The sequence below is a fragment of the Coprococcus sp. RTP21281st1_F1_RTP21281_210402 genome, assembly GCF_040915325.1.
Lineage (GTDB): Bacteria > Bacillota > Clostridia > Lachnospirales > Lachnospiraceae > Coprococcus > Coprococcus aceti.
In genome coordinates, this window is the sequence record NZ_JBCPDQ010000009.1 from 82,197 (window position 1) to 88,593 (window position 6,397).

6 protein-coding genes are annotated in these 6,397 nt (G+C 42.4%); 5 read left to right on the top strand and 1 reads right to left on the bottom strand.

The features are described from left to right. Positions 1-17 precede the first annotated feature (17 nt). Positions 18-746: an SDR family NAD(P)-dependent oxidoreductase gene (locus AB5150_RS12600; RefSeq protein WP_055147186.1), complete on the bottom strand. Its 729-nt coding sequence runs from the start codon at positions 744-746 to the stop codon at positions 18-20. Positions 747-894: 148 nt separating this feature from the next. Here AB5150_RS12600 and AB5150_RS12605 point away from each other — a divergent pair, with 148 nt between their 5' ends. The 5 genes from AB5150_RS12605 to ftsX all read left to right on the top strand — a co-directional run bounded on the left by AB5150_RS12605 (position 895) and on the right by ftsX (position 6,147). Then, positions 895-1,485, top strand: coding sequence for a LytR C-terminal domain-containing protein (locus AB5150_RS12605; RefSeq protein WP_015533996.1), 591 nt, complete (start codon positions 895-897; stop codon positions 1,483-1,485). A 443-nt stretch (positions 1,486-1,928) separates the two neighbouring features. Further along, positions 1,929-3,041, top strand: coding sequence for an ABC transporter ATP-binding protein (locus tag AB5150_RS12610; protein ID WP_004851294.1), 1,113 nt, complete (start codon positions 1,929-1,931; stop codon positions 3,039-3,041). 196 nt (positions 3,042-3,237) lie between these two features. Next, a complete protein-coding gene (locus tag AB5150_RS12615; RefSeq protein ID WP_055224350.1) occupies positions 3,238-4,326 on the top strand; it encodes a CdaR family transcriptional regulator in 1,089 nt (362 codons plus the stop codon). A 236-nt stretch (positions 4,327-4,562) separates the two neighbouring features. Then, entirely contained in the window at positions 4,563-5,249 is a 687-nt protein-coding gene (gene ftsE / locus AB5150_RS12620; protein WP_368291969.1) for a cell division ATP-binding protein FtsE, read from the top strand. After that, positions 5,239-6,147 (top strand): permease-like cell division protein FtsX, encoded by a 909-nt coding sequence (gene ftsX, locus AB5150_RS12625; RefSeq protein WP_368291970.1) that lies wholly within the window; start codon positions 5,239-5,241, stop codon positions 6,145-6,147. The genes ftsE and ftsX overlap by 11 nt, the downstream gene beginning before the upstream one ends. Positions 6,148-6,397: the final 250 nt, after the last annotated feature.

Below are 6,397 nucleotides of genomic sequence, written 5' to 3' on the forward strand. Positions count from 1 at the left end.
AATTTGATGAAAAGCACCTATTGCCATGCGCCATCAAATGTGATCACCTGACCATTCAGGTATTCTCCACACTCGGCAATGTGCACAATGAAATCTGCCGCTTCAGAAGGTATGGCCATTCTTCCTGCAGGTATTTCATCCTCTAGCATCTGGCGTTCCTCCGGTGACAGATGACCGTTCATGGAGGTGTCAATTGCGCCAAATGCTATGGCGTTGACAGTTATACCGCTTGGAGCAAGCTCTTTTCCAAGAGCCTTTGAGAAGGAATTTACAGCACCCTTGGAGGCTGAATATGCGACCTCACACGACGCACCGACATTTCCCCACACGGATGAGATATTGATTATGTGTCCTTTGTGGTGCTGGATCATGTGAGGAACCACGAGTCGGCAGCTATTGAAAACCGAGTACACATTTGACTTCATGGTTCTGTCAAAATCCTGTGCGGTCATATCGTTTATAAGCCCCACATAAGATATGCCGGCATTGTTGATGAGGAGATCGATGTCGCTGCCGAGATGATCTATGGTATTTTGTATAAACTTCTCCATAAATTCCATATCCCCGGCGTCTCCGGTCTCACAGTAACAGATGCAGCCTTTTGCCATAAGTTCGTCTCTCAGAGAGAGAAGCTCTTCTTTGTGTTTGAATGAAGTGATAGATATGCTGTTATATTTGCCTGAAAGCGCCAGTGCTGTCGCCCTTCCGATGCCTGTCGAGGCGCCAATTATTATCGCTGTTTTCAAATCTGTACCTCCGCTATTTGTGAACAAAAATTTAATTCTAGTATATCATGCGAATTAAATGTTGAAAATAAAAAAGCACTTTGGTATACTCTAGTTGTTTTTGTTAACAAATGAGAATATACATTTATATTGAGATGGAGGCTATATAATGGGTAAGAAAGTAATGAAATTATTCTTAGATACAATGCTCAGAGCAGCGGTTATCATACTTGCAGTGGCTATAGTTGTCATGCTCGTACTGCTTGCACGAACCGTCAGCAAGAGCAAGAAATCAGACGCATCGGACACGGGCAATAAGACAAGCATCGTGACTGAGGAGTCAGATCCGTCAGATCCTACATTTGGAGGTTCAGGCGATGCTGCAGACAGCTCAGACACATCAGCGGATGACAGCTCACAGGACGCTTCAACAGAGGATGCAAATGCAGGAAATGGCAAGGATGCAAAAGTAGTAGTGCTCAACGCATCAGGCGTGTCAGGTGTGGCAGCTACATGGCAGACAACACTCACAGCGGATGGATACACATCAGTAGATATAGGAACATATGACAACGGAGATCAGTCAACAACAGTTATCTACACATCAGATTCATATGATGTGAGCGGACTTGTAAGCCTTCTGGGTGGAGCGGCAACGGCTGACAGATCAGATATTGACTCATCTGTTGCTTCAGATGTTGACATTTCAGGTGCAGACATTGTCGTAGTAATAGGTGTGGACAACGCAGCCAACAACTAGATATAGAAGAATATGTAGAAAATATATAGAAAACTCTGCTGATATCGGAATAGAAAACGCCGATATCAGCAGAGTTTTTTTACTGTAGTACAAAATGTTACAGATTTTGCCGGCTGTTCTACATTTTTCTGGTTTGTCAAGTATATATATGAGTAAAAACAATAGGCAAAAGTAATAAAATATACCGAAAACGTGACGAAAAACCCTATTGACATAAATGGGTATGGTGAAGGTTTCACAAAAAAGGAAGTTTAAACCAAGGGAAAACGGTTCGAAAATCGTCAAAATGTTGCAAAATTTGTGCACGTATACAATTTAGACAAAAGTTTAAAAATTTTTTTGAGCAATAATCACATAGAATGAAAAATGCCAATGATGTAGAATAACAATAGTTTTTAGGGTGAACAAAAACAAGATTATATACACTACGGAGGTAATTTCAAATGGCAAGTTTATCACTTAAGAACATTTACAAGGTATATCCTAACGGATTCAACGCAGTTAAGGACTTCAACCTTGAGATCGAAGACAAGGAGTTCATCATCTTTGTTGGACCATCAGGATGTGGAAAGTCAACAACTCTTAGAATGATAGCAGGACTTGAGGATATCAGCTCAGGTGAGTTATGGATCGGCGACAAGCTCGTAAACGATGTAGAGCCAAAGGACAGAGATATTGCGATGGTATTCCAGAACTACGCTCTGTACCCACATATGTCAGTATATGATAACATGGCATTTGGACTTAAGTTAAGAAAGGTTCCAAAGGAGAAGATCGACAAGGCTGTACATGAGGCAGCTAAGATTCTTGATATCGAGCATCTTCTTGACAGAAAGCCAAAGGCTTTATCAGGTGGACAGAGACAGCGAGTTGCTATGGGACGTGCAATTGTCCGTGAGCCAAAGGTATTCCTTATGGACGAGCCTCTTTCAAACCTTGACGCTAAGCTTCGTGTACAGATGCGTGTTGAGATCTCAAAGCTTCATCAGAGACTCCAGACAACTATCATCTACGTAACACATGACCAGACAGAGGCTATGACACTTGGTACAAGAATCGTAGTTATGAAGGATGGTATCATCCAGCAGGTAGATACACCTCAGAACCTCTACGACAAGCCATGTAACCTGTTCGTTGCCGGATTCATGGGTATGCCACCTATGAACTTCATCGATTGTAAGGTTGTTAAGTCAGGTGCTGACGTTCTCCTTATGTTCGGTTCACATTCAATCAAGGTTCCAGACAGCAAGGCTGAGAGACTTATCGCACTTGATGCTATCGATAAGGAAGTTGTTCTTGGTATCCGTCCAGAGGATATTCATGATGAGCAGCTCTTCATCGAGTCATCACCAGAGAGCGTAATCGATGCAAGAATCAACATCTACGAGATGCTTGGTGCCGAGGTTTACTTATACTTCACAATCGACCAGTTCGATATCACAGCAAGAGTAAATGCTCGTACAACAGCTAGACCTGGCGACACAGTTCAGTTCGCATTTGACTTAAGCAAGATTCATATCTTCGATAAGGAGACAGAGGAGATCCTTGTTAACTAGTCTTAGATAACACATAGAACTTACAATTACACTCCAGATAACTGGAAACAGTAGTTTAATTCTTGAAAAATTGAGAAAATGCAGAAAATACATATAAAAAATCTGCATTTTCTCTTTTTTTTTCTACAATTTTGCTTTAAAATAAGAGTAATGGATTACGGGATAAAACGTATAATGAGTATAAGGAGTGAAAAGAATGATATCAAACCAGATTCTTCAGGATACAATAGACGGATTAAAAGGTATAACAAGAACTGACCTGTGCGTGTTGGACACAGAGGGAAAAGTGCTTGCGTCAACACTTAAGGATATAGATGACTGCGAGGATTCAGTTCGTGCATTTGTTGATTCACCGGCAGAGAGCCAGGTTGTAAGAGGTTATCAGTTCTTCAAGGTGTTTGACGATAACCAGTTAGAGCATATTCTCATGGCAAAGGGCGAGACCGATGATACATATATGGTCGGCAAGATCGCAGCATTTCAGATCCAGAACCTTTTGGTCGCATACAAGGAGAGATTTGACAAGGACAACTTTATCAAGAACCTTCTCTTAGACAATCTCCTTCTGGTTGATATCTACAACAGAGCAAAGAAGCTCCACATAGATACTGATGTGAGAAGAATCGTATTTATCATAGAGACAAAGAATGAGAAGGATACCAATGCACTTGAGACAGTACGTAATATCTTCTCAGCCAAGACAAAGGATTTCATCACTGCTGTGGACGAGAAGAACATCATTCTTGTCAAGGAAGTCAAGTCCAACGAGACATATGACGACATGAACAAGATTGCCAAGGTCATCGTTGACATGCTCAATACCGAGGCGATGTCATCTGTACATGTATCATTCGGAACAATTGTCAATGAGATAAAGGAAGTTTCACGTTCATACAAAGAGGCTAAGATGGCTCTGGATGTTGGAAAGATATTCTATGAGAACACAGATATCATAGCATACAGCAATCTTGGAATAGGACGACTTATTTACCAGCTTCCACTTCCTCTGTGCAAGATGTTCATCAGAGAGATATTTGACGGCAAGAGCCCTGATGAGTTTGACGAGGAGACTTTGTCAACTATCAACAAGTTCTTTGAGAACAGCCTGAACGTATCAGAGACATCAAGACAGTTGTACATCCACAGAAATACTCTGGTATACAGACTTGATAAGTTGCAGAAGAGCACAGGCCTTGATCTGAGAGTATTCGAGGATGCCATCACATTCAAGATCGCTCTTATGGTTGTAAAGTACATGAAGTACATGGAGTCACTGGATTATTAAAATGTCCGGTGGACAGTTATCTGGAATATAGATTGCATAGAAGCGGCAGCCTTACATATGGATATATGAAGACTGCCGCATCGTGTATTAATTTTAATTCACAAACTATACACAACAAAACAATCAATATGTAGTATAATGAAGCGTGGATGAAATGAATCAGAATCATCCGACTATGGACAAATGTAAGATAATGTACAGTTTATGCCGTAAAGAGGCAATATAGGAGACATGAGATGATAGAGTTAGAGAACGTGAGTATGACATACCCTGGGGGCAATCAGGCGCTCAAGAAAGTGAACATCAATATAGAAAAAGGCGAGTTCGTATTTATAGTTGGAAGCAGTGGATCAGGCAAGACCACTCTGTTTAGGCTTCTGCTCAAGGAGCTCGATCCTACGGAGGGCAATATCACTGTTGCCGGATACGACTATGGCAAGATAAAGAGAAAAGATATACCGAAGGTCAGAAGAAGGATTGGAGTCGTATTCCAGAACTTCAGGCTTCTGAAGGACAGGACTATATACGAGAATGTTGCATTTGCACAGAGAGTTATCCAGACTCCGGCGAGATACATCAGAAGACGTGTTCCGGCCATGCTGACGCTGGTTGGACTTGCAGACAAGTACAAATCATATCCAAAGGAGCTCTCAGGTGGTGAGCAGCAGAGAGTTGCCATGGCGAGAGCATTGGTCAACAATCCTGACATCATACTGGCGGATGAGCCTACAGGAAATCTCGATCCTAAGAACTCATTGGATATCATGAACCTCCTTGAGGATATCAACAAGAGAGGAACCACAGTTGTCGTGGTAACCCACAACAAGGATATCGTCAATGAGATGAAGAAGAGAGTTATCACCCTGAAGAAGGGTGTGATTATCAGTGATGAGAAGGAAGGAGGATATATAGATGAAGATTAGTACATTTTTCTATATCCTCAGACAGGGCTTTGCAAATATAAGAAGAAATATTCTGTTCTCACTTGCATCACTTGGAACCATCATATCATGTCTGTTCCTCTTTGGAATCATATATGCGGTGGTTGTAAACTTCCAGTCAGGTATGCAGGAGCTTGAGAATACAGTTACAATATCCGTGTTCTTTGACGAGGATGCGTCGGACGACACGATACAGCTTATCGGATCACAGATAAGAACTCTGGATTATGTAAACACGATGGATTACGTGTCGGCGGATGACGCATGGAATAAATTTGTTGAGCAGAACTACGATGATCCACAGGCGGCAAAGGATGCATTTGGCGAGGACAATCCACTTAAGAATTCGGCCTCATATGAGGTTACGCTCAAGGATGTGGCCAGACAGCCGGAGTTCGTGGCATTTGCCCAGGGGCTTTCAGGAGTCAGAAAGGTCAAGAGCTCTGACGTGACTGCGGACAGCATCACGACACTGTCATCCCTTGTCGGATATGCATCCATAGGAATAGTTGTGATACTGATGCTGGTATCTATCTTCCTTATAAGCAACACTATCACCATAGGTATCACGGTGCGAAAGGAAGAGATAGGGATCATGAAGCTGATCGGTGCGACAAATATATTTGTACGGGCGCCGTTCATCATAGAGGGTGTGATCATAGGTGCGGTCGGTTCGGCTATACCACTGGTCCTTCTGTACTACATGTATGATAAGATACTGACATATGTTGCCGGAAGGTTTAAGGTTGTCACAACGCTGTTTGCATTTGTGAGCCAGCATGACCTGTTCAAGACCATGATACCGGTTGGACTTGTGCTTGGTATCGGTGTTGGACTGGTAGGAAGTATCCTTACCACGAGGAAGCATTTGAGAGTATGATATAATGAGCATTGCGACGGATGCGCTTGCGCAAGACGTCATAATGCGAATGCCCTCATTGAGCCGGCAGGCGATATAATATAATGAAGCACGCTGATGCGTGCGCAGGTCATCGCGCTCACGCACGACGACATAAGATATACTAGTTAATTGTTAGATGGGGATAACAAGGAGTAGTAGATTATGAAAAAGAAAGTCAACGTAAAAGGGAATATCAGAAGGATGGCATTGCTTGTTGCGGGATGTGTAG